Consider the following 21,037-nt stretch of genomic DNA (forward strand, 5'->3'; position numbering starts at 1 on the left):
GTTCGCGGGTCGTCCCCGATACGATCAGTGCTTGGCTGCTCTCAGGCGGGCGCCATGGATCATGCGGATGACCTGATAGAGATCGCCATCATTGAAGCGATAGCCATGTTCAGTATCGACCCGATGCACCATCACCAGCTTGTGCTTCGGATAAACGCCGAGCATGTGGATGCCGACGCCGGTGTGATAGAACGACGGCGCTTCGTCCGCGGATTCCGGCACCAGGACATCCCAGAGCATGCCGTAGGCCAGCCCGTATTGCGGTTCAACTTCGGAGTACGGCCGTGTGCTGCGTGCGATCCAGTCGGCAGGCACGATCTGTCGGCCATGCCACTGACCGCGATCGAGGTACAGTTGACCGAACAACGCCAAATCGTACGCGCTCATGCGGAAGTGATACGCGGGAAAGCGCGATGAGCCCGGTTCGTACTGGTAAAAACCGTCGGCATCGGCGTCGATGACGCTGCCGTCCACCTCGGGGATCACGATGCGGTTGCGATAGTCGAGCATGCCCAGCGGTTTTGCGATCTCGTCATTGAATGCATCGTAGATGCGACGACCCATCGCGCGTTCCAGGATCCGTCCGGCGACGTTGAAGTCCCAGTTGTTGTAGTAGTAATGGGTTGCCGGCGGATGGCTGCCGCGAGCGGGGCGGCTCTGCGCCATGCCCTCGGATTCGGCGGCTGCCGGGTGGTATACGCCGGAGCGCGATTTCAACACATCGGAAAGCGTCGCCATCCGCTCCTCTGTGGTCAGCGATGGCGGAACATCATCGATGCCGAGCTCGGCAAGCGTGGCATCCAGATCGACCTTTCCGCGCGCTTCGTAGATGCCGTAGAGCGCATTGAGAAGTGGTTTTCGCATTGAATGGAGCAGCAATTTCTTGTGGATGTCGCCGTACTCGAAGAAGACTTTGCCGTCGTGGATCAGCAGCAGGCTGTCCGAGCCGGATTGTTGCAGGAACGTACGCAATTCTTCGAGGCGCTGGCTCGAATACCCGGCCGCTTCGGGGGAGATGCGCGCAAAGGCATCCGGCTCGCGTGCATGGGCCACGCCGACCGCCAGAATGAGGCCAAGCAAACAACATGCGATCCGGGTCATGGAAATCCGTCTATTGGCTTTACCTGAGGCAGGCTGGCGTGGATGCCATCTTCAGGCAAGCCTCGAAAGTCACGGTTGGCATCGTTCCGCTTGTCACTGCAGTGCCGCTCTCCGACAATACCTACCCGTGCCTGGTGTCAGTGGCACCCTGTCGACAAGGCCCCTCGATGACCGCTCCACTGTCCTGCCCGCAATGCACCCTGTCCAACACCTACCAGGACGGCGCCAACTTCGTCTGTGCCGATTGCGGTTACGAATGGCCGGCGGCGGGCGATGCGGCTTCCGCGGATGCCGCCACGGTCGTGCGCGACAGCAATGGAAACCTGCTTGCCGACGGAGACACGGTGGTGGTGATCAAGGACCTGAAGGTGAAAGGGTCTTCGATCCCCTTGAAGCAGGGCACGGTGATCAAGCACATCCGCCTGGTGGACGGCGATGCCGAACACATCGAAGGCCATTCGGACAAGATCAAGGGCCTCGTGCTGAAGACCTGCTTCCTGCGCAAGGCCTGATCCTGCCCGCGCGTGTTCCGTGCGGGCGGAACTCGGGCCCCAGCCTGCGATGATCGCGAAGCGCGATCTCCCGAAGAAGATGTGTCCGGTCTGCGGACGGGAATTTTCATGGCGCAGGACGTGGGCGCGCGATTGGCCGCAGCTGCGCTATTGCTCCGACGCCTGCCGCAAGGGCACACCGCGCGGACGCGCTGCGCAATCCATCGCGCCCTGAGATCGATCGCTGAAACAAGTCGCCGCGTTCGACCAGGGCGCAGCGCACGGATGCATATCGCATCGCAAGCATCGTGAAGCGCATCGATCGGATGCGCCCGCGACGCTGCGAACGAAGGTCGAATCCGACCGCATTGTCTTCTCCGTGACGGATGTCGACATCGTTCGCAATTGAATACGTATGCACGCGCGCTTGCTGCATTGCGATGTGGCCCTAGCATCCTTCCCAGTCGTGCGCTCGATGCCACGATGATGCGTCCGGAGTAGTGTCCGGTCGATCGTTCGCAGTCGTGACCCGATCGTGCATGCCCGCACGAGCACGGGGCAGGGAATGTTGCGCCCGCGAAGAGCGGGATTCCATCGTCTATTTCAGGAGAATCCAGATGCCGTCCGTATCGAAGCTGTTCGTTCCGTTCCGCACCGGCGCGTTGCGCCTGTGTTCCGCGCTGTTGCTCGCAGGCGCCATGGCGGGCAATGCCCATGCCGATGCGATCCTGCATGCCTTCAACTGGCGTTATGCGGATGTCGAAGCGCGCGCCGCCACCATCCAGTCCGCTGGCTACAAGGCCGTGCTGGTCGCGCCTGCCTACAAATCGGCGGGCAGCCAGTGGTGGGCGCGCTATCAGCCGCAGGACTATCGGGTGATCCACCATCCGCTGGGCGACACGGCAGCGTTCAAGAGGATGGTCGCCGCATTGAACGCCCGTGGCGTCCATGTCTATGCGGACGTCCTGTTGAATCACATGGCCAACGAGTCGGGCCAGCGTCCGGACCTGAATTATCCAGGCACGAGCATTCTCAACCTCTACAACAGCAACACCACGTATTACAACGGCATACGCCTGTTCGGCAATCTGGGGTTCAATTTTCTCAGCGGCAACGATTTCGGCGAAACGCGCTGCATCACCGACTACAACGATATCTGGCAGGTGCAGAACTGGCGCCTGTGCGGCGGGGGCGGGGACGTCGGTCTGCCCGACCTCAAGAACGCCGCCTACGTGATTTCCCAGCAGCAGGAGTATCTGCGTCAATTGAAGGCGATCGGCGTGAAGGGCTTCCGCATCGATGCCGCCAAGCACATGCCGCTGTCGCATCTCAACGGCGTGCTCACCGCCGACATCAAGAGCGGCGTGTACGTATTCGGCGAAATCATCACCGGCGGCGGTTCGGGCAATCTCGAGTACGACCGCTTCCTGCAGCCTTATCTGCAGAACACCAGCCACGCCGCCTACGATTTTCCGCTGCAGACATCGATCCGCAACGCGTTCTCCTTCAGCGGCAGCCTGTCCAGCCTGGCCGATCCGGCCGCCTACGGACAAGCGCTGGCAGGCTCGCGCGCGCTGACCTTCACCCTGACCCACGATATTCCGAACAACAGCGGCTTCCGCTACGCGCTGATGGATCCGACCGACGAAACGCTGGCCTATGCGTATATTTTCGGACGCAACGGCGGCAAACCGATGGTGTATTCGGACAACAACGAAAGCGGCGACAACCGCTGGGTGAATGCCTACAACCGCAACGACATCAAGGGCATGATCCGCTTCCACAATGCGGTGCAGGGCAACGACATGCAGGTGCTGTCGAGCGGCAGCTGCCACATCATTTTCCGTCGCGGCAGCCTGGGCGTCGTCGGCATCAACAAATGCGGAAGCACGGTCAATGCATCGGTCAACATGAACAACAGCGTGCTGTGGTGGTACAGCAATTACGCCGATACGCTGGGTTCCGGCAGCGTCGTCAACATCAACAGCGGCAACTACACCTTCAGCCTGCCTGCGCGCAGCGCCAGGATGTGGTTGCGCTGATCGCGATCGGATGACAGGAGCGGCCGGGCGAATGCCGGCCGCTTCTTCGCGGATCCGTCAGTGCGGACCCAGGTCATGGCATCGGCTCATTTTCCCTGGTCGGCCGCCGGAGCCGCGAGGCCCTTGGCGACCGCTTCATCCACGATGCTGCGGATCTCCCGATCGACCCTGGCCATATCGGCTTCCTGTTCGCTGCCGAGCATTTGCATCTTCGCGCCCAAGGCTTCCAGTGGCGCAGTCGCCGCTTCGATCTCGTCCCCCATCGCGGCGAGCGGTGCAAGATCGGCTTCGAGCTTCGCGGATTCGCTTTCGATCACGCTTCCGAGGGATTCCATTTCCGCGCCCAATGTTTGCATCTGCGCATCGAGCGCGTCGATCCTGCCTTCGGCTTCGGCCATCGCGACTTCGTCGCTGGCATCCGCGGCCATGGCCGTCGCGAGGGTCGCCTGCTGTTCCGCCAATGCTGCCTGGCGCTCCGCCAGTCGATGCAATGCGTCGACGGCGCTTTGCATGGCGGGGCTCGGCTCGTGTGCGGCTGCTGTCGTATCGATCCGCCGACTGATCGCTTCGATCTCGTCCGATCGCGCCTGCATCTGCGCGCTCAGCGCTTCCATCTCGTCATTGCGCCGATCGCCGATCGCCCAGGTCGCGCGGACGCGCTCGAGGGTGGCGGGGTCGCGCAGGACATAGGCTTTGCCGTCGCGGCGGAACCAGAGGAAATCGCCTTCGATGCGCGACTGTGCGGCACGGATGGCATCGATCTCATCGGTGCTGCCGGACATCGACAGCCGATCGCTGTCGCCATCGACCAGCGCATACGTGCCGACGGATTCCGACCGGGCGGCCGATGCGACCGCGCTTGCCGCAGAGAGCGCGCCGACGGTGACTTTCGGGGTGACGATGGCCGGTGCGCGCGTTTGCGACGACTGCGCATAGGCGAGAACGCCGACGCAGGCCAGAGCGAGACCGGCGACCGGGATCATGGCGATGGCCGTGGACGTGCGGGGTTGGGGGCGAAGCAGGCTCTGGATACGGGACATGAGATGACCTCCGTTCGCGGCTTGGGCGAGTGATGGGCTGTGGGGAGTGAAGCGGTCCAGCTCGGCGAGTGCGTGCGCGAGTCGCCTCGGTTCGCCGATGACTTCGGCGGCGAGCGCGTCGGCGACGAATTCGCGTTCCAGGCGGATGCGGTGCGACAGCCACCACACCACCGGGTGATGGAACAACAGCGCTTCCGCGACGCGCTGGAACAGGTTGACGAGATAGTCGTGACGGCGGATGTGCGCGAGTTCGTGCGCGAGCAGCGCATCGAGCATCTCCACCGGCATGCGCGCGAGCAACGCGGCCGGCACCAGCACCACCGGTCGCCAGATTCCGGCCGCCAACGGTCCGCTGATCGGCGAGCCGTCGTCGAGTACGGCGAACCGGATCTTCGACAGGCCGCATCGTCGTGCCAGACGATCCAGCCGGCGTTGCCAGGTCGGGTCGCTCGGGACCTGCGCGCTGCGCCGCAGTCTGGCGACCCAGCGCAGACCGGCCAGCAGTCGCAGCAGCATCGCGCCGGTGCCGACCGCCCAGAGCGCGACCCCCCAGGGGAGCATGCGATCGAGGGAAAGGGTACCGGGCGGGAGCAGGACATTCGTCGCCGTTGCCTGCGCACTTTCGCTGTCGGGGGTCGAGAATATCGCGACGGGTTGGATCGGAAGCGGTGCGAGCAATGCATGCGCGAGCTGCGCGGCCGGCCACAGGCAGCAGGCGGCCAGCGCTGCGCAGGCCACGGCGTAACGCGCCTGTGGCGTCGCGTTGCGCAATGCATACAGCGCGAGCCATGCGACCAGCCCGATCGCTGCGCACTGCCACAGCGAGTGCAGCAGGGTCAGTCCAATGGCCTGAACCATGCCTTCAAACGCCGCGAACGAGGACAATGGCTCAGTCATTGCTGTTCTCCTCGAGAAAACGCTGGATTTCGGCGCGTTCTTCATCGCTGACATGGCCGCGCAGCGCCGCCATCACCAGATCCTTGCCGGACCCTGAAAACGCCTTGTGGATCAGATCGCCCAACAGATTCGTCTGCAGCGACCGCTGCGCCTGGGCGGCGGCATACACGTGCGAACGCTGGCTTTCATCGCGGATCAGCAGGCCTTTGCCGTGCATGATCTGCAGCAGTCGCAACACGGTGGCGCAGGCAGCGTCGGGCCGTTCCTGCTGTCGCGCTTCATGCACCTGTTTCACCGTGCTGGGGCCCAGCTGCCAGAGCAGTCTGAGCAGGTCCAGTTCGGCGGGCGTGGGCTTCGGAGGTTTGACGGTGCGTGACATGTCGGATCCGGCCAGAAGCGCGAAAGAGTGGACACACGCTAGCTCAACTAGAACGAATTGTCTAGAACAAAATGTCTAGATCATCGCTGGACGGCCGCCGTCGATCCGATCCCTGCCGGCGGGTACGGCACAGGGAGGACGATTGGCCGTGGACTGCGACGCGCTGTTGTTCGGCAGTGCGCAATTGGTGCATTGCATCGGGCCGGCGGGATGTCAGGGATCGATTCGATCGCAGCGGATCATCTTGTTCCGGCAAAAATCATTCACAATGGGTGCGTCGTGCAGCTGTCGCGTATTTCGATATGTCTCGTTGAATATTTGCAACGAGTCACTGCGATGATCCTTCGCACGTGTCCGGCTTTTTGGAAACGTGACGTTGTTGAATAATGTACCGGGGACGGGATCCAAGAGCAGCGCAGCTTCATACGCTGCCGAACCCGGCAAGAGGGGCGCGATCGGCACAGGGGGCATGTGCAGAACAGCCTGGACATCCGAAATGCAGTTGGCATTGCGGGTGCGGGCTCTTTTGGCATGTCGGACCGGTCGCGGCTCGATATCGTAGTGGTCAGGGGGTTTCGTGAGGACCGTACGTTCAAGTCGCAATACATTGGCGATCCGTGGTCTGTGGGTCGTCGAGCTGTGCGTTCTGATGTTGTCGGTCGTGGTCGCCGCCAGGTTGCGCTTTCATGCCGACCCGGTGGGCTTCGAGCATTTCATCGGTGGGCTCGTCGCGCGTTCGATGCTGGTCGCACTCTGCGTCACCGGTGCGATGCTCGCTTTCGGTTTGTACCAGACCTATGTCCGCCACAGTCGGATCGACCTGCTGCTGCGGATCGTCATGTCGTTCGCACTGGGCGGTATCGGCCTGCTGGTGCTGTACTACGTGTTTCCGATTGCCTACATCGGCCGTGGCGTACTCGCGATCTCACTGCTCGTCGGCATGGGTGCGGTGCTCGGGGTCCGCTACGTGGTGTCGCATCTGTCGGCGGCCGAAATGCTCAAGCAGCGCGTGCTGGTCTACGGCGCAGGCAACAACGCCAATCTGATCAATACGCGACTGCGCCGGAAAAGCGACCGTCAATCCTTCAATGTCCTCGGCTTCGTGCCCGCCGCCAACCAGCCGGTCGTGGTCGATGAAGCGATGCTGATCCGGACCGACGAAACGCTGTGCTCGGTGGCCAGCCGGCTCAATGTCGACGAAATCGTGATCGCCCCGGACGAGCGCCGCGGCGGCATGCCGATGGAGCAGATGTTGAATTGCGTGCAGAAGGGCGTACAGGTCACCGACCTGTCGACGTTCTTCGAGCGCGAAGCGGGCATGGTCCAGCTCAATATCGTCGATCCGTCGTGGCTGGTGTTCTCCGGTGGTTTCGACTATTCCACGCCACGCCGCCTCACCAAGCGGTTCTTCGACCTGCTCGCCGCTGCAGCGCTGCTGTCGGTGGCGTGGCCGGCGATGCTGCTGGTCGCGTTGGCGGTACGGCTCGAATCGAAAGGCCCGGTGATCTACCGCCAGATCCGCGTCGGCGAGCATGGCCGCCATTTCGAGATGGTGAAGTTCCGCAGCATGCGCCTGGATGCCGAAAGCGACGGCGTGGCGCGCTGGGCGACGAAGGACGACGACCGCAGCACGCGCATCGGCAAGTTCATCCGCAAGACGCGCCTCGATGAATTGCCGCAGCTGCTTCTCGTCCTGACCGGGGAGATGAGTTTCGTCGGTCCACGGCCCGAGCGCCCGCAGTTCGTGGAAATGCTCAACAACGAGATCCGTTACTACGACGTGCGCCATTCGGTGAAGCCGGGTCTGACCGGCTGGGCGCAATTGCGCTACCCGTATGGCGCTTCGGTGCGCGATGCGAACGAAAAGCTCAAGTTCGACCTGTTCTACGTCAAGAACCACGGGCTGATCTTCGATCTGATGATCATGCTGCAGACGGTGGAAGTGGTGTTGTTCGGGCGCGGCGCGCGCTGAGGCGCGCATCCGGTGGCAGTGATGCGGCCCGGCTGGTTCAGCCGCGGCCTAGCATCACGTTGAGCATGCGTTTCGCGGCGAATGGCAGCATCGCGAGCGCATTGCCGCGCGTCGCGGCATCGGGCGCCAGCCGCCAGCCGGCGAGCCACAGCCTGCGCGCATCGCGCCAGCGGCGACGCAACAGCATGCCGCGCGCGTTGCGCAGGTACGTGAGCGCCATGGCTTCGCGGCGCACCGAGTCGTCGACCAGGCCTTCGGCATCGGCGACCGCGCGCTCGACGACTTTCACGTAGTCGTCGTAGGTGGTCGCTTCTCCGGACAGGCCATCCTGGTGTCCGCGCATCGCTTCGACCAGTTCGGCCTCGATCACGCCGATCTGCCATCGGCGTGCGACGCGCAGGTGGAAATCGAGATCCTCGGCGGTGCGCAGCGACGGATCGAAGCCGCCGCAGGTGTCGAAGACTTCGCGGCGGAACATCGTCGATGCCGGCACCAGCGATGGATTGAGCAGCAAGCGGTGCAGCACCCAGCCGTCCTCGGGCAACACTTCGCGGCGGTGGAAGACGTCGTAGGGTTTGTGGTCGGCATCGACGCGGACGACATCGCACAGCACCATGCCGAAATCCGGACGTGCATCCAGCCATGCGACCTGGTGCGCGGTTTTCTCGGCACGCCATGCATCGTCGCTGTCCAGCAGCGCGAAATAGCGGCCACGGGCGATCGCCATGCCGGCATTGCGGGCGGCGGAGACGCCGGCATTGTCCTGCCAGTGGTAGCGGATGCGTTCTCCGTAGCGTGCGCGCAGCGCATCGCCGGTGCCGTCGGTGGAGCCGTCGTCGATGACGATGATCTCGTCGACCGGATGCGTTTGCGCCAGCACCGAGTCGATCGCGCGCTGCACCAGCTCGCGCCGGTTGTAGGTCGGTATAATCGCCGATACTTCGATCGGGACAGCGGTCGATCCCATGGTGGAGGGTTCGGTCAAGCGCGCCATGCTCAAGGATTTCGCCCGGAAATGTCTGTATGCCAGCGGAGCGCTCGGCTTCTATCACCGCGCGCGCAATGCCGACAGTTTAACGGTGATGATGTTCCACCGCACGCTGCGCGCTGCCGATCCGCGTTCAGCATCCTGCGACCCTGATTACAGCCTCGACGAAGACCTGTTCGTCGCTTCGCTGGCGTTCTTCAAGCGCCATTACCATGTGGTTTCGCTGGATGAGCTGTTGCGCGCCCGTCGCGACGATACCCGGCTGCCGTCGCGTGCGCTGCTGATCACCTTCGACGATGGCTGGCTGGACAACGTCGACTACGCAATGCCCGCGCTGCAGCGCGCCGGCCTGCCGGCGGTCATGTTCGTGGCCGCCGATGCCGTGGGCGCGCGCCAGCCGTTCTACCAGGAACGGGTCATCGCGGCTTGGCGGTTGGGCAGGCTGACGCTGGACGCGCTGGTCGCGACGATGATCGATCACGGTGGAGAGGCCGCGCATCGGGATGGCATCGCCGGCGTGCGCGAGCTGATCGCGCAACTCGAAAAAATGCCGCCGGCCCAACGCAGTGCCGTACTCGAGCACCACGCCGGTCAGCTCGACGACGGCCTGCAGCACATGATCGCGGTCCCCGATCTGTCCCGCCTGCGCGCAGGCGGGATCGAGCTGGGCCTGCACGGGAAAACCCATACGCCGTTGCTGCGCGCCGACGACCTGGATGCCGAGCTCGGCGGCGCGCGCGAGGCGATGGCGGCGATGCTGGATGCGCCGGAGGGGTTGGCGACGCCGGCCTGCGCGACGATGTCCTTCCCGCACGGTGCGTTCGACGACGCGATCGCCGCGCGCGCGCGCGCGACCGGCTACGAACTGCTGTTCACCAGCGTGCCGGTGTTGAATGCGGTGGGTGCGCGGCCATCGTGGCTGCTCGGTCGTACCGGCTACGAAACAGATACTGTTGTCGACCGCCATGGCAGGTTCCGCCCCGAGCGGCTTGCGTGGTACCTGTTCCGTCGCGCGACCCAGCGATTGCGTCCGGACTGAGCGCGCGCTGCGCTTCACGGCGCGCGGTACTTCGCGGTGAGGTGATTGCGACCGGTGCGTCGCTTATTCGTCCTCGTCCGCGGAGACGAGATGCAGCGACGGTATCGCGCCCTCGTCCTTCGCACCCCAATGCCCGAACACGGGACGCTGGCCGCGTGCGCTGAAACCGGCATCCAGCCAGGGCTGCAGGCGTTCGGGCGATGTCGCCAGTTCGATCGAGACCGCCGCATGGCCCGCTTCGCGGGCCGCGCGCAGCAACGATGCGAGCATGTCCGGCGCGATCTGCGCGCCGTCGCGCGACCAGAAATCGTGCACGTGCAGGGTATGGCCGTCGAGGCGGGTCGCGAACCATGCCACCGGCGTTTCGACGTCGAACAACAGCAGGTGCCGGAACGGCATCAGGCCGTCCACGACTGGCGCATCGTCGAAGCGCCAGTGCAGATGCGCCGCATCGCGCAGCGTGGTCAATGCCGACGGCTTCGGCGAGGGTTCCCAGATCGGTGCGATGTCGGGCGAACGGTCGGACCATTGCGCCCGAAGCGATCGCCCGGCCCGCCATCGCCACGCATCGCGCGCGCGGTGGCCGAGATCGACCAGCATGCCGAGCGGCGATGCCAGCCATGTCGGCAGTCCGGGCCACCGGCGATGAACGTATTCCGCATGCCGCAGCACCCGCGCATGCCGCACCATGTCGGCGAGATGCCGGTAGCCGATACGCTTGAAGACCGGCGCGGCCTTGGGGTTGGGAAAACAATAGAGGAGGTCGAGTTCGCGTTGGCCTGCGGCGAACAGTCCCTGCTGCAGGATCAGCGCCGGACCCAGCGATCGGTGCGCGGGCGTCACCGCAAGGTCGACCATCACGCCGGCACGCGCTTCGTGTCCATCGAGCAGCATGCGTCGGCGTCCGGCGGAGCACACGCCGACCGGCGCTTCGGTGTCGGCATGCATCAGCAGTTGCAGCAGCGGCGCGCCCGCCGGAGCGCGGTGGTAGAACCAGTCGTATTTGGCCGCCATCCGCGCGTCCCGGCCGAGATTGCCGCGCCAGACCGCGAGCACCGATTCGCGGTCGATGGTGGCGTCGCCTTCGCGCGTCGCGTATTGCGGAGGCGTCGACCGGGCGCTCAAGTCCGTACGCTCAGGCCTGCGCGCGCGGCCCGGGGGCATGCGGTTCCGGAGCATGCGGCTCGGCGACATCCGCCACCAGCACGGGCGGCAGATGCAGATACTTCGTCGTCCGGCGTTTGTTGGCGATGTCGTCGTAGATCGCCCGTGCCTGCGATTCGTCGATGCCCAGCGCGGTCGCGAGCGCCGATGGCGCATGGCCGTGATTCAGCGCATACAGCGCCAGATCCATCTGTCGATAAGGCAGCGCGAAATAGAATTCGTCCTGCCCCTGGTTGAGGCTGTAGGTGTCGGTGGTGGGAATCGCCGCGCAGACGCGTTCGGGCAGGCCGAGATGACGGGCCATGCCGTAGACCTGGGATTTGTACAGATGCGCGATCGGCTTCACATCGGCGGAGCCGTCGCCGTTCTTGACGAAGAAGCCCTGATCGTATTCCAGCCGGTTGGGGGTTCCGACCACGGCGTAGTTCAGGCGGTCGGCATGGAAATATTCGAGCGTCTTGCGGATGCGCTGCTTGAAATTCGTGGCCGCGACGATGGTCAGGTAATCGGGCAGCGCGAGATCGCGCTCGTGCGGTGCGCCATCCGGCGATTCCGCGATCAGCCGGAAGCGGTTGAACCGCCCCTGGATGCCGCCGTCGATGACGATCTTGAATTTCCAGCCGTCGCCGTATTCGGGCAGCGCGTTGCGCACCGCCGCGTCGCGGGCGCGATAGCAGCCGATGGCGTCGAGCGCCGGGGCGATGTCCACGGTTTCGGTGCGGATCCCCAGGTGCTCCGCGAGGATGGTCGCGCGTGCGGCGCTGTCGTCGGAGGAATCGCGTTCCGGCAGGATCAGGCCGAACACGCGTTCCGGGCCGAGCGCGCGTACCGCCAGCGATACGCTCGCCGAGCTGTCGATACCGCCGGAGATCGCGACCACCAGGCCGCGGCGATGCAACTGCCGCGCGGTGATCTCGCGCAGGCGCGCGGCGATGCGGTCGGCTTCCTGTTCGTAGTCGATGTCGAGCGCGCTCCAGTCGAGCGTATTGGAATTGACGGCGTTCATGGTGTGGTTTGCGGTTCCAGAAGGGCGGCGCGACGGACCTTGCCGGACGCGGTGCGCGGCAGGGCGGAGACGAACTCGATCTCGCGCGGGATCTTGTAGCTGGCCAGACGCTCCCGGCAGTGCGCCTTGATCAGGTTTTCGCTGTGCGGCGGCAGGCCGGGTGCGACGATGAACGCCTTGACCACCTGGCCGAGAACGCTGTCGTCGATACCGACCACTGCGGCCTCGCTCACGCCGGGCACCTCGTGGATCACGTCCTCGATATCGTTCGGATGCACGCGATGCGCGCCGGTCTTGATCATGTCGCTGCGGCGACCATCGATGTAGAGGAAACCGTCGGCATCGAGATGGCCCATGTCGCCGGTGCGCAGCCAGCCGTCGTGGAGCACCGATGCGCTGGCGTCGGGATTGTTCCAATAGCCGCGCATGACGTTGGCGCCGCGCACCCAGATTTCGCCGGGTTCGTAGACGTCGGCTTTGCGGCGGTCTTCGCATTCGATGCGCAGTTCGACGCCGTCGACCGGGATGCCGACCGAACCGATTTTCTCGTCGAGGCGCTCGGGCGGCAGCCAGGTCAGTCGCGAAGTGGCCTCGGTCTGGCCGTACATCACGAACAGACGCGCGTCGGGCAGCGCAGTGCGCAGCCGGCGGGTCAGCATCGGGCTCATCGCGCCACCGGCCTGGGTGAGATAGCGCAGCGACGAGAGGTCGTAATCGGCGAGTTTGACCCGCTCCAGCAGCAAGGCGTAGGTCGAGGGCACGCCCGAGAATCCGGTGATCCGTTCGCGGGCGATGGTGTCCATCAGCAAGTGCGGGAACAGCAGGTTCTGCGCCAGCACCACGCAGCCGCCCGCAAGCAGGTGCGTATGCAGCACGGAGGCGCCATAGGCGTAATAGAAGGCAAGGATCGAGAGCACGCTGTCGTGCTCGCCCAGTTCCAGATAGCGCACCACCGCGCTGGCGTTGGCGAGCAGATTGCCGTGGGTCAGAGTGACGCCCTTGGGTGCGCCGGTCGTGCCCGAGGTGTAGAGAATGAGTGCGGCGTCATCGGCGGCGATGGCGTTCGCATCGATATCGCTTGCGGATGCCCATGCGGCACCCGGCGGCGACAGCGGACGGTCCGCGCCGATCGGCCAGCGCTCGATCGGCGCGTGTCCACTGGAGGCATCGATCTTCGAGATCGCTTCGACGGCATCGCCATGGCTGTGTTCGTAGACGATGTGGCGCGCATCGCAGTGCCGCAGCCAGGCTTCGAAATCGCGCGCGCGGGCCTGTGCGTTCAGCGGTGCGACGATGCCCCCGGCGAGCCAGCAGCCGTAGCAGGCGACCGCAGCCTCGATCCGGTTCGGCAGCAGGATCGCCACCCGTTCGCCGGGACGAAGGCCGCGCGCGCGCAAGGCCCGCGCGAAATGCCCTGCTTCGGCCCAGAACTCGGCATAACGGATGCGGCGGTCGTCGCCGACGATCGCCACGCGTTCCGGATGGCGTCTGGCGACATCGGCGACCCGGGCGGCAATCGACGGCATGACGCGATGCCTATCCGGCCAGTTTTCGGTCGATGAAGGCGTCGATGACTTCGAGCGTATCGAAGTTGTCCGGCGTCATTTCCTCCGGCGCGATCGTGAACTTGAACTCCTCTTCGATGAACATGATGAGTTCATAGATGCCGGTCGAGTCGAGGATGCCGCCGCGAACCAGGGAGTCCTGATCGCCGATGGCGCTGTCGTCATTGGAAAACAGGAAATTCTTGAGGATGTATTGCTTGATCCGATGACTTTGTTTTTGCCGCTGCATGCATGTGTCCCCGTGTCGAAACTTTCAACGCAATAAGGACCCGACGGCGGCCACAAGGGGGCGTCGCGGTCCGATGCGTGGCGATGGTGACCCGGAGCAGTCCGGTCGCTTGGGGATCCCATGGATAGAATAGCCTTCATCACCACCCATCGATAGCGTACGCATATGCCGGACCAGCCCAGGGCTTCCAGATTCACGGCGGATTCGCGCCTTGTCCGCAGGCGCTTGCCGCTGGCGCTGCTGTCGATGGCGCTGGCCGCATGCGATGGCGGCGTCCCGCCGCCGCCGACCGAACCGCCACGGATGGTCGTCGACGCGAAACCCCGGCGTGCCGTTTCGGAGAAGGTCGAATTCGAGGTGGTCGAGCGTGTCGCCGGGCTGGAACATCCGTGGGCGCTGGCGTTCCTGCCCGATGGCGGCATGCTGGTGACCGAGCGCGCCGGGCGCCTGCGCAGGATCAACACCGACGGCACGGTGTCGGCGCCGATCGTGGGCTTGCCGGAAATCTTCGTCGATGGCCAGGCGGGATTGCTCGATGTGGCGCTCTCGCCGACCTTCGCCGAAGACAAACGGGTCTATCTCTCGTTCGCCGAGCCGAATCTGCGCGGCAACAAGGCCGGCACTGCGGTTGCGCGTGGACGGCTGGAAGGCGATGCGTTGCTGGATGTCGAAGTGGTCTATCGCCAGGAGCCGAAACTGTCCAGCGGCACCCACGTGGGTTCGCGACTGGTGTTCGACGATGCCGGGCATCTGTTCGTCACCCAGGGCGAGAACCGGGTGGCCGAAGCGGCGCAGCCGCTCGACAAGCTGCAGGGCAAGCTGGTGAGGATCTGGCCGGATGGTCGCATCCCCGACGACAACCCGTTCGTGAAGCGCGAAGGCGCGCGCCCGGAGATCTGGTCCTACGGCCACCGCAATATGCAGGGCGCTGCGTTGCATCCGGTGACGCGCCGGCTGTGGACCAGCGAGCACGGGCCGATGGGCGGCGATGAGCTCAACATCCCGGAGGCCGGCCGCAACTACGGTTGGCCGGTGGTGACCTTCGGCAAGGATTACAGCGGTTCGCCGGTGACCGGATCGGTCGGCAGGTCCGCGCCGGGGATGGAGCCGCCGCACCATGTCTGGGAAGTGTCGCCCGCGCTCAGCGGCATGCTGTTCTACAGCGGCAAGGCGTTCCCGGAGTGGAAGGGCAACCTGTTCCAGGGCGCATTGGCCAAGACCGCGCTGATCCGGCTCGAACTGGACGGCGACCGCATCGTCCACGAGGAGCGCCTGCTGACCGATCGCGCGGAACGCATCCGCGACGTGCGCGAGGGCCCGGACGGCGCGATCTATGTGTTGACCGACGAGGAAAACGGCAAGTTGCTGCGGATCCAGCGTGCCGTCAATCCGCCCTGATCATCGGGTGCGCTTCCAGCCTGAGGCAACCCCACTTTTTTCGAGTGTTTCAAACAAAGCGTCGTCATCCCCGCGAACGCGGGGATCCAGCGATTTCCAATGTCCGCGCAGCGCAAAGGCACCGGGTTCCCGCGTTCGCGGGAACGACGGGAAAAACGGCGACTGCCGATCAATCGGTCCGTTCGATGTTCATGAGGAAGGCATGGGGATATTTCAGGCTTCCAGCGCACCCTCGCCGTGAATGACGACCGCTAAGCCGGTGCGCCGAAGGCGCACCCTATGAAAGCACCGGCTTGCGGCCGATGAAATCGACGGTCGTGATGCACAACTTTTCCTCCGGAATCCCGGCGAATTCCGGGGCCACGGTCATCGCCTGCAGCTGTTGCAGGCGCTGCGGACGCGCGCGCGAGGTATCGAGCAGCATCTCGAAGCCCGCATCGCGCGCAGCGCCGACGAGCTGATGCGCGCGCAGCCGGTTCTGGTAGAGGAAACCGTTGTTCCAGAACGCCCACTGCCGGTCGGTGAATCGCAGGTAGTTGAGCTGATGCACCTTCGGGTCGGCGTAGGCGTAGTGATCGCCGCAGTTCACCGAATGGAAGATCAGGCCGCCGGGACGCAGCAGCCGCAGCGAGGCGCGATGCAGTCGCTCGATGGCCTCCGGCGGCACGTGCTCAAGCACGCTGTTGGAGAAGATGATGTCGACCGCGCCGTCTTCGAGCCCCGGATCGGCGGCATCGGCGGGTGCGCGGTACTGGATCACGCCATCGCTGAGATCCGCGGGGTCGGCGGCGTCCGCGCCAGCGAGCAGGTGCCGATAGCGCGACTGCACGTCCGCCAGCGGCACCTGGCAAGCCGTTGCGATCCGCGGCAGCGCTTCGCCCAGGATCCCGATGCACAGGCGCATCAGGTCCGGTTTGAGCAGTCGGTTGAGGTCGCAGGTGTACACGCGCGCCGCACCGCCGAGATAGCACGCCAGCGGCAGCGCCGGATACCAGCCGCTGCCGACTTCCATCAGGCGCGCTTCGCGGATATCGGCGCCGACGGTATGCAATTGCTTCGCCATCAACTCCCAATCGTCGATCTTGAGCAGGATCTCGCGTCGCGGGTCGCGCATGCCGCCGAACCTGCGTTGCAACTGGTAGTGCAACGGCTCGCCCCAGGGCAGCACGCCGAGTGTTTTCTGCAGGAGGCCCTTGATTCGCCAATGCATGGATGCGGAGTCTTCCGGTTCGAGTATGAAAGGATCAGGCGCCGGGAGCGGCGACTGCGGGTTCGGTCGCGGGCTTCGCGGTATCGCGCAGCGACTGGTCGATCAGCATCGTCGACAGCACGCCGACGAACGCCTGGTTGTCGGCGAACCCGGTGGCGCGGCCGGCGCGGCATTTGTCGAACAACCGGCCGACGGCATCGGCGTCGAAATAACCGGCGGCGCGCAGGCGCGTTTCGCTCATCAGATCGGCCACGTAATCCAGCGGCGTGCCGTCGAAGAAGAAACTCGTGCTGTCGGGCGCGCGATACGGCTGTTTGGTGCGGTTGACGATGTCCTCCGGCAGCAGGTCCGCCAGCGCGCGCCGCAGCAGGTATTTCTCGGTCATGCCGCGGATCTTGAAGCTGGGCGGCAGTCGATTGGCGAATTCGATCACCCGGTGGTCGAGATACGGAAAGCGGCCTTCGATCGAGTGCGCCATCGCCGCACGATCGCCCTGCGACGACAGCAGATACCCGGCGAGCAGCGATTTGGCTTCGACGTACTGGTCGCGCGCGAGCGGGTTCCAGTCGCCGATGTTCGCCGGCAGGGTCGCCTCGAAGGCATCCAGCGGATTGAAGGCGCCGATTTCGGCGCGCATCTCCGCCGACAACAGCCCGAGCGCGCGCTGCGAGGTGGTCCAGCGCGGGACGTGCGCGAAGATCGGCCGCTGCAGATGCGCCATGCCCTGGCCGAAGAACGACTGCGCGAACGCCGGGTTGCGCACCGGCGAATTCGGCAGATAGCCGTACAGGCGTTCGAGCAGGCGCGGGCGCAGTTTGGATTGCGGCTGCTGCGCCCAGAACCGGCGCACTTTGGCTTCCTTGAACAGGTCGTAGCCGCCGAAGACTTCATCCGCGCCTTCGCCGGTCAACACGACCTTGTAGCCGTGTTCGCGCACGCTGCCGGCGAGCAGCATCAGCGGCACCGGTGCGGTGCGCAGCACCGGCGTTTCGGCATGACGGACCAACTGCGGGAAGGCGTCGCCGATGTCGCGACGGGTGCAGCGCAGCGTGGTGTGATCGGTCCGCAGGTGCCGCACCATCGCCTGTTGGTAATCGCTTTCGTCGAACTCGCCGTCCTCGAACGCGACCGAGAACGTGCGCACCGGTGTATCGGTGAAACCCCGGATCATCGCGACGATGCCGGAGGAATCCAGCCCGCCGCTGAGGTACGCGCCCACCGGGACGTCGGCGCGCAGTTGCAGGCGCACGGCGTCGATCAGCAGTTCACGCAGTTCGGCGGTCGCGGCTTCGACGCTCAGCGGATAGCGCGACGGTGAGGTGTCGGCGGCGTCCGGAAAGGTCCAGTCCCAGTATTGCCGCAGGGTTTCGCGGCCGTCGTGTTCGATCGCGAGCGTGTGTCCCGGCGGCAGGCTGTCGATGCCCCGATAGACGGTGTGCGGCGCGATCGGCGACCAGGTGCTGAAGGTTTCGGCCAGCGCCAATGGATCCAGCGCCGCGCACTGCGGCAGCACCGCGAGCAGCGCCTTGGCTTCGGATGCGAACCAGAGGCGGCCGTCGCTGCGGGCGAGAAACAGCGGACGGATGCCGGCGCGGTCGCGGGCCAGCACCAGCCGGCGGCGTTCGCTGTCCCACAGCGCGATCGCGAACTGGCCGTTGAGATGTTCGACGAAGCGGTCGCCGTCGCGGTCGTACAGATGGACGATGACTTCGGTGTCGGATTGCGTGTAGAACACGCGACCTTCGGCTTCGAGTTCGCGCCGCAGTTCGACGTAGTTGAAGATCTCGCCGTTGAACACGGTCCACACGGTGCCGCGCGGGTTGCGGATCGGCTGGTCGCCGGTGGCCAGGTCGATGATCGACAGCCGCGCATGCGCCAGGCCGACGCCGTCCTCGGCGTGATAGCCGTAGCCGTCGGGCCCGCGATGGGCGAGGGTGTGGATCATGCGCCGGAGCAGTGGGTGCGCCATCGCGGCGCACACCCCAGGCCCGCTGAATCCCGCGATTCCGCACACGTCGTGATTTCCCCTGTTACAGAACGCAGCTGTGGGCCGGTTGTGGGCCAATAGTCGGATCAACGCGAAAAGGACCGGGGGTCAGCCACGGCTCCCCAGCCGGCCCTTCCCGATCAGCGCTGCGTGGTTGCGGTCAACGCCTCTTCGCAGGCACGCAGTGTATCCCTCGCGACCGCATCCCAGCCGCGCGAGAACCGGCGCGACAGTGCGGTCTCGTCCCATGACCGGTCGAGCGCATCGCGCAGGCCAACGGCCAGGGCCGCTGGATCGCGTGCCGGCACCAGCAGTCCGCAGTCCGCATCCACCACTTCGGGAATGCCGCCGACCGGCGTCGCCACGACCGGGCGACCGCAGGCGAGCGCTTCGACCAGCACGTTCGGATGGCCTTCGGAATAGCTGGGCAGCGTGACCAGATCCGAAGCCGCCATCCAGCGCGCGACTTCGTGCGGGCCCTGCGCGCCTGGCAGACGCACGCGCAGGGTGGGATCGGCGGCGATGCGCGCATCGAGTTCCGCGCGCATCGGGCCTTCGCCGATCAGCGCCAGTTCCAGTCGCGGTCGCTGCGGCGCCAGCGATGCCATCGCATCGAGCAGTTCGCGCAGGCCTTTTTCGGGCACCAATCGCCCGACATAGACCACGAGTTCGGCGTCCGGATCGACATCGAGTGCGTTGCGGGCGTCGGTGCGCGACTGCGGATGGAAGATCGTGGCGTCGCAGCCGTTGGGAATCGCGCGGATGCGCGCGGGATCGGCGTCGTAGTCGCGCGCCGCGACCCGGCCCAGGTCTTCGCTGACCACGAGGATGCGCTGCGCGGCGTGCAGCACCGGGCGGGTAAGGCGTTTGCTGATGGCATCGCGCACGCGCAGGTCCGAGCCGCGCGCGCCGACCACCAGCGGCAGCCCCGCGCGACGTGCGGCATGCATCGCACCGAAGGCGTCGGGATACAGCCAGTACGACAGCACCACGTCCGGCGCGAATTCGCGCAGCGGCGCATGCAGGGTGCGCGCGCACAGCCAGCCGTTGAACGGCCGGCTGATCATCGGCAGCGCCGGGTAATCGATGTAGCGCACATCGCAGCCCGGCACGGTATGCGCGGCATCCGCGGCACGGAACAGATAGCTGCGCGGTTTCGCCCAGCGCGGATAGCTGGCGACCGGACTGAGCACGCGCACATCGGCGAGTTTCGACAGTTCGCGCACGGTCTGATGGATCGGCCGACCCCGGTTGGGTTCTCCGGCGATGGGAAACTGCGAGGTGACGATCAGGATGCGCATGGACAACGGCTCAGGAACCGTTCTGCATGCGGAACAGCCCGGCCGCGCAGCCGGCGCTGTCCTTTCCGGGTCGTGGAATGCGTTGTTGATTCGGGGCTTTCATATCAAACGTTCATGTCGACCAGAGGGATAGCGTGGCGCAAGTGCATGCCAGGCGGGAGAGCGGTGGAAGCAATCCACGCGTGGGCGAACTCGACGCCCTGCGCGGACTCGCCGCGATCAGCGTGGTCGTGTTCCATTACACCACGTTCTACCAGCAGGAGCTGGGTCACCTGCAGCCCCTGGGCTTCGGTTTTCCCGCGGGCAACTATGGCGTCCATCTGTTCTTCCTGATCAGCGGATTCGTGATTTTCATGACCCTGGAACGTACCCGCACGGCGATGGATTTCATCGTCTCGCGCGCTTCGCGGCTGTTCCCGGCGTACTGGGCCGCGATCGCGATCACCGCGGCCGTGGTCTACACGTTGGGCATGCCGGAGCAGCGGATTCCGCCGGGGCATCTCGCGGCCAACATCACGATGCTGCAGGACGTGCTCGGCTTCGAGCATCTCGACGGTTCGTACTGGACGTTGCAGGTCGAACTGTTCTTCTACGCGCAGATGCTGTTCTGGTTCATGCTCGGACAGCTCAAGCGCATCCCGTGGATCATCGCGGCCTGGCTGGCGATCACGATCGTGTACGCGCAGACCGAACAGCATCACGTGCATTTCTCGTACATCCTGCGCGAACTGTTGATCCTGAAGCATATTCCGTTCTTCGCGCTCGGCATCCTGTTCTACCGCATCCACAGCCGGCCGGATACGCTGCGATCGACGCTGCTCCTGATCGCGCTGTCGCTGGTTTCGATCGGGATGTGCTATGCGCCCGTGTATCTGCTGGCCGGCATCGTGTGTTCCGCGATCTTCGCGCTGTTCGTGACCGGGCATCTGCGTTGGCTGCGCAAGGCGCCGTTCGTGTTTTTCGGCGGCATTTCCTACTCCCTGTATCTGCTGCATCAGGCCATCGGATTCGCGCTCATCCATCGACTGGAAGCGGCGGGCGTTCCGAGCCTCGCCGCCGTGGTGATCGTCGCTCTTGTGGTGCTGGTGTTGGCTACTGCGCTGACCTACCGCGTGGAACGACCGGCGATGCGACGACTACGCGACGGCTGGCGCAGGCGGAAAGAAGCCGCCGTGTAGGCACGCCCTTGTAGGAGCGGCTTCAGCCGCGAAGACCGCGATCTCCGGAC

At 65.1% G+C, this 21,037-nt stretch carries 18 protein-coding genes; 7 read left to right on the forward strand and 11 right to left on the reverse strand.

Features of this window, described 5'->3' with window-relative positions:
* Positions 1–24 precede the first annotated feature (24 nt).
* A complete protein-coding gene (locus HOP03_12060) occupies positions 25–1,053 on the reverse strand; it encodes a serine hydrolase (GenBank protein ID NOT88905.1) in 1,029 nt (342 codons plus the stop codon).
* 215 nt (positions 1,054–1,268) lie between these two features.
* Here HOP03_12060 and HOP03_12065 point away from each other — a divergent pair, with 215 nt between their 5' ends.
* The 3 genes from HOP03_12065 (at position 1,269) to HOP03_12075 (ending at position 3,634) form a co-directional block, all read left to right on the forward strand.
* The gene (locus HOP03_12065; GenBank protein NOT88906.1) at positions 1,269–1,613 is read left to right on the forward strand and encodes an alkylphosphonate utilization protein; all 345 of its coding nucleotides are present in this window, start codon (positions 1,269–1,271) and stop codon (positions 1,611–1,613) included.
* A 49-nt stretch (positions 1,614–1,662) separates the two neighbouring features.
* Positions 1,663–1,827, forward strand: coding sequence for a DUF2256 domain-containing protein (locus tag HOP03_12070; protein ID NOT88907.1), 165 nt, complete (start codon positions 1,663–1,665; stop codon positions 1,825–1,827).
* A 382-nt stretch (positions 1,828–2,209) separates the two neighbouring features.
* Entirely contained in the window at positions 2,210–3,634 is a 1,425-nt protein-coding gene (locus tag HOP03_12075; protein ID NOT88908.1) for an alpha-amylase, read from the forward strand.
* A gap of 86 nt (positions 3,635–3,720) precedes the next feature.
* Here the strand turns inward: HOP03_12075 and HOP03_12080 are convergent, their stop codons facing one another.
* Together HOP03_12080 and HOP03_12085 are read right to left on the reverse strand one after the other, a co-directional pair.
* Positions 3,721–5,571 (reverse strand): hypothetical protein, encoded by a 1,851-nt coding sequence (locus tag HOP03_12080; protein ID NOT88909.1) that lies wholly within the window; start codon positions 5,569–5,571, stop codon positions 3,721–3,723.
* Positions 5,564–5,950, reverse strand: coding sequence for a BlaI/MecI/CopY family transcriptional regulator (locus HOP03_12085; GenBank protein NOT88910.1), 387 nt, complete (start codon positions 5,948–5,950; stop codon positions 5,564–5,566). Before HOP03_12085 ends, HOP03_12080 begins: the two co-directional genes overlap by 8 nt.
* 613 nt (positions 5,951–6,563) lie before the next feature.
* On the opposite strand from HOP03_12085, the gene HOP03_12090 reads away from it, so the two are divergent.
* Complete coding sequence (locus HOP03_12090; GenBank protein ID NOT88911.1) at positions 6,564–7,922, forward strand: TIGR03013 family PEP-CTERM/XrtA system glycosyltransferase; 1,359 nt, start codon at positions 6,564–6,566, stop codon at positions 7,920–7,922.
* A 37-nt stretch (positions 7,923–7,959) separates the two neighbouring features.
* Here the strand turns inward: HOP03_12090 and HOP03_12095 are convergent, their stop codons facing one another.
* Positions 7,960–8,889, reverse strand: a complete 930-nt coding sequence (locus HOP03_12095) for a glycosyltransferase (protein NOT88912.1) — start codon at positions 8,887–8,889, stop codon at positions 7,960–7,962.
* Here HOP03_12095 and HOP03_12100 point away from each other — a divergent pair.
* On the forward strand, positions 8,888–9,949 hold the full coding sequence (locus tag HOP03_12100; protein NOT88913.1) for a polysaccharide deacetylase family protein: 1,062 nt from the start codon (positions 8,888–8,890) through the stop codon (positions 9,947–9,949). The two genes, HOP03_12095 and HOP03_12100, sit on opposite strands and share 2 nt — an antisense overlap.
* Positions 9,950–10,012: 63 nt before the next feature.
* On the opposite strand, the gene HOP03_12105 is transcribed toward HOP03_12100, so the two are convergent.
* From HOP03_12105 to HOP03_12120, 4 genes are read right to left on the reverse strand one after another with little or no spacing between them, the layout of a single operon-like run.
* Positions 10,013–11,074, reverse strand: a complete 1,062-nt coding sequence (locus HOP03_12105) for a hypothetical protein (protein NOT88914.1) — start codon at positions 11,072–11,074, stop codon at positions 10,013–10,015.
* A gap of 10 nt (positions 11,075–11,084) precedes the next feature.
* The gene (gene nadE, locus HOP03_12110) at positions 11,085–12,119 is read right to left on the reverse strand and encodes an NAD(+) synthase (GenBank protein ID NOT88915.1); all 1,035 of its coding nucleotides are present in this window, start codon (positions 12,117–12,119) and stop codon (positions 11,085–11,087) included.
* Positions 12,116–13,645, reverse strand: coding sequence for an acyl--CoA ligase (locus HOP03_12115; GenBank protein ID NOT88916.1), 1,530 nt, complete (start codon positions 13,643–13,645; stop codon positions 12,116–12,118). Before HOP03_12115 ends, nadE begins: the two co-directional genes overlap by 4 nt.
* Positions 13,646–13,655: 10 nt before the next feature.
* Positions 13,656–13,913: an acyl carrier protein gene (locus HOP03_12120; protein ID NOT88917.1), complete on the reverse strand. Its 258-nt coding sequence runs from the start codon at positions 13,911–13,913 to the stop codon at positions 13,656–13,658.
* A 303-nt stretch (positions 13,914–14,216) separates the two neighbouring features.
* On the opposite strand from HOP03_12120, the gene HOP03_12125 reads away from it, so the two are divergent.
* Positions 14,217–15,311, forward strand: coding sequence for a PQQ-dependent sugar dehydrogenase (locus HOP03_12125; GenBank protein NOT88918.1), 1,095 nt, complete (start codon positions 14,217–14,219; stop codon positions 15,309–15,311).
* 277 nt (positions 15,312–15,588) lie between these two features.
* Here the strand turns inward: HOP03_12125 and HOP03_12130 are convergent, their stop codons facing one another.
* The 3 genes from HOP03_12130 to HOP03_12140 all read right to left on the reverse strand — a co-directional run bounded on the left by HOP03_12130 (position 15,589) and on the right by HOP03_12140 (position 19,809).
* Positions 15,589–16,521 carry a class I SAM-dependent methyltransferase gene (locus HOP03_12130; GenBank protein ID NOT88919.1) on the reverse strand — a complete coding sequence of 311 codons (933 nt, stop codon included), beginning with the start codon at positions 16,519–16,521 and terminating at the stop codon, positions 15,589–15,591.
* Positions 16,522–16,555: 34 nt separating this feature from the next.
* A complete protein-coding gene (asnB, locus tag HOP03_12135; GenBank protein NOT88920.1) occupies positions 16,556–18,535 on the reverse strand; it encodes an asparagine synthase (glutamine-hydrolyzing) in 1,980 nt (659 codons plus the stop codon).
* A 113-nt stretch (positions 18,536–18,648) separates the two neighbouring features.
* Positions 18,649–19,809, reverse strand: a complete 1,161-nt coding sequence (locus HOP03_12140) for a glycosyltransferase (GenBank protein ID NOT88921.1) — start codon at positions 19,807–19,809, stop codon at positions 18,649–18,651.
* A gap of 182 nt (positions 19,810–19,991) precedes the next feature.
* On the opposite strand from HOP03_12140, the gene HOP03_12145 reads away from it, so the two are divergent.
* Positions 19,992–20,987 (forward strand): acyltransferase, encoded by a 996-nt coding sequence (locus HOP03_12145; GenBank protein ID NOT88922.1) that lies wholly within the window; start codon positions 19,992–19,994, stop codon positions 20,985–20,987.
* Positions 20,988–21,037 lie beyond the last annotated feature (50 nt).

Source organism: Lysobacter sp. (assembly GCA_013141175.1).
Classification (GTDB): domain Bacteria; phylum Pseudomonadota; class Gammaproteobacteria; order Xanthomonadales; family Xanthomonadaceae; genus Lysobacter_I.

Bases quoted from the DNA above. Each gene is read 5' to 3' on its own strand.
- HOP03_12065 (NOT88906.1), top strand. From the start codon at position 1,269: ATGACCGCTCCACTGTCCTGCCCGCAATGCACCCTGTCCAACACCTAC.
- HOP03_12070 (NOT88907.1), top strand. From the start codon at position 1,663: ATGATCGCGAAGCGCGATCTCCCGAAGAAGATGTGTCCGGTCTGCGGA.
- HOP03_12075 (NOT88908.1), top strand. From the start codon at position 2,210: ATGCCGTCCGTATCGAAGCTGTTCGTTCCGTTCCGCACCGGCGCGTTG.
- HOP03_12080 (NOT88909.1), bottom strand. From the start codon at position 5,571: ATGACTGAGCCATTGTCCTCGTTCGCGGCGTTTGAAGGCATGGTTCAG.
- HOP03_12085 (NOT88910.1), bottom strand. From the start codon at position 5,950: ATGTCACGCACCGTCAAACCTCCGAAGCCCACGCCCGCCGAACTGGAC.
- HOP03_12100 (NOT88913.1), top strand. From the start codon at position 8,888: ATGGTGGAGGGTTCGGTCAAGCGCGCCATGCTCAAGGATTTCGCCCGG.
- HOP03_12095 (NOT88912.1), bottom strand. From the start codon at position 8,889: ATGGGATCGACCGCTGTCCCGATCGAAGTATCGGCGATTATACCGACC.
- nadE (NOT88915.1), bottom strand. From the start codon at position 12,119: ATGAACGCCGTCAATTCCAATACGCTCGACTGGAGCGCGCTCGACATC.
- HOP03_12115 (NOT88916.1), bottom strand. From the start codon at position 13,645: ATGCCGTCGATTGCCGCCCGGGTCGCCGATGTCGCCAGACGCCATCCG.
- HOP03_12120 (NOT88917.1), bottom strand. From the start codon at position 13,913: ATGCAGCGGCAAAAACAAAGTCATCGGATCAAGCAATACATCCTCAAG.
- HOP03_12125 (NOT88918.1), top strand. From the start codon at position 14,217: ATGGTCGTCGACGCGAAACCCCGGCGTGCCGTTTCGGAGAAGGTCGAA.
- HOP03_12130 (NOT88919.1), bottom strand. From the start codon at position 16,521: ATGCATTGGCGAATCAAGGGCCTCCTGCAGAAAACACTCGGCGTGCTG.
- HOP03_12140 (NOT88921.1), bottom strand. From the start codon at position 19,809: ATGCGCATCCTGATCGTCACCTCGCAGTTTCCCATCGCCGGAGAACCC.